General features: G+C 32.9%; 3 protein-coding genes. All 3 read right to left on the bottom strand.

The window, feature by feature from the left end:
* The coding region (locus HMPREF2794_RS00835; protein ID WP_139147219.1) for a hypothetical protein at nt 1-387 on the bottom strand (387 nt) is incomplete at its 3' end.
* A gap of 70 nt (nt 388-457) precedes the next feature.
* Nucleotides 458-727, bottom strand: a complete 270-nt coding sequence (locus tag HMPREF2794_RS00830; RefSeq protein WP_139147218.1) for a hypothetical protein — start codon at nt 725-727, stop codon at nt 458-460.
* Between the two features lie 443 nt (nt 728-1,170).
* A partial coding sequence (locus HMPREF2794_RS00825) for a TlpA disulfide reductase family protein (protein ID WP_070750588.1) occupies nt 1,171-2,110 on the bottom strand: 940 nt, incomplete at its 5' end.

Here is a 2,110-nt window from a genome sequence, read left to right as displayed (position 1 = left end):
CATTACCGTATCAACATGCTGGATCTTCTCCCAATCAGTTGGTTCAAATGTTATTAACATAGCAAATTCACCATTATAAACTGAGTTTACTGTTCCATGAATTATATATTCATCAGGTTGCAAAGGAGTTTCTTCAAGTTTATTTATAGTCCAAAATGTCCAAATACCATTCCGCGCTATTTCACCATAACGCATGATAGCATTACGTACAGATATAACCTCCCCCGTTCCTGTTGCTTCTTCTTTATAAACTTTCCAATATGCCGCCTGCGTATCCATAACTTTGGAGTCCATAAAACAGATGACCATAGAATCTGGCAATTGCACTTGGCTCATTATCGGTAGTGAAAACATCTGCATCAAAAAAAACACAATTATATACCTCATATTTTATTTACAATTTAAAGCCCGTTTCTTATAAAGAAACAGGCTTCATGTTAATACCTGCTACTACTTATCAAAATTTAGTTGACATAACACATTGACAACCTATTGTTTTTTTGCAAATTCTTGGTATAGAAGTAAGCTTCTGCGTATCAAAGTCATAATGCATATAAGGAGCACAAGAACCAGAGCATTTTGTCTCAGGAGGATCAGTTGAAATATATTCTTCATAACAATTATCGCTACTTAGCGTGGCGAGAGAGTTTCCTCCCAATATCTGCTTCATTTCTGAATCAGACATTTTCTCTACATGTAGTAGAGTCATTTTTGATAATTTTTTCATTTTAAAAATTGTTTTAATAAATAATAGCCACAACATTTTACAGCAATATGCTTTTAATGTGCAAATTACACATAGTCATCACAAAAGAAACATTCTCATTCCATGTAAACAAATACAAACTAACTCAAAACATATAATTTTATACTACAGAATCATATGATATAAAATATTCAAGATTATCTTTCACACAACATTTAAATCATTATATATTCCTTCAACACAAAAACGCATATTATACAACAATTCATTACTAAAAGCTAACATCACATACTTTTAAACTATGTTTTTACATTCTATCACTTCCATAGTTTTACATTAGGACACTTATAAACATAAGGTCTCATCCCAAATATAGTAAAGAAATTGCAACAGCTTTAATGCAACGTCTCTATCAGCTAATACCATAATCTAGTAGTACTTTAAAACAAAATATTTATCTCAAGCTATTTCAATTTTTCATCTAGCAAATTTTGCAATTGTCCTTTTTCTGCACGAAGAGCTGAACCAGCATAGACTATAATTCCTTCTTTATCAATTATAATCATGTGAGGAATTCCTCCTATTAGATAATCTCCCATAAAAGACTTCATCTCTTCATTCGAGCTTGTCCTAAGTTGTTCCCAAGGCATTTCAAATTTGTCCACTGCTTCTTTCCATTTCTTATCTGAATCATCAATTGAAACACTGACTATTGAAAGGCCTTTGTCTTTATAATCATCATAAACTTTTTTCAAATGTGGAATTTCCTTTTTACAAGGTCCGCACCATGATGCCCATACATCAACGACCAATAATTTGGACTTACCAACATAGTTTCTCAGTTCTTTTCGTTTCTTAGAAAGCGTCTCGAATATATGATTTTTAAATGTTTCTCCTGACATTTGAGAAAGCTTATTCATACGTTCTTGATCTCTTTTATGTTCCTCTAAAACGGCAAGCATCCATGGAGTATTTTTCAGTGTATCATCAGTCAATGCGTACAATTCTTCAAAATCAGGTAATGAATAGTTCCAACCGTAACAGTACATACGTCCAATTCCATTATGTATATTCTGTCTCACAAATTCTTTATACATTAATCTTCTTGACATATTAAGCATTCGCTTCAAACTATCTGATGTAACTTGAGTAATGTCATTGGTGAACCGCTTCATTGTCTTCTGGAATTGTGATAGAGCATCATTTAAAGGCGTACCTACAACACTCAGTGAGTCTAAAGATACTTGTATCTTTCCTGCATCCAAAAATAATTCTACAGAACGCGTGGGTTTGGGATAATTGCCAACTGTCAATATAGAAGGATTATAATCATTCGCCTTTCCTCGAAAACTAAACTTACCATCTGCTATCATTACCGTATCAACATGCTGGATCTTCTCCCAA

The organism is Bacteroides sp. HMSC067B03 (genome assembly GCF_001811315.1).
Taxonomy (GTDB): Bacteria; Bacteroidota; Bacteroidia; order Bacteroidales; family Bacteroidaceae; genus Bacteroides; species Bacteroides faecis.
This window is presented reverse-complemented; position numbering and strand designations above follow the sequence as displayed.

Bases quoted from the DNA above. Each gene is read 5' to 3' on its own strand.
- HMPREF2794_RS00830 (WP_139147218.1), bottom strand. From the start codon at position 727: ATGAAAAAATTATCAAAAATGACTCTACTACATGTAGAGAAAATGTCT.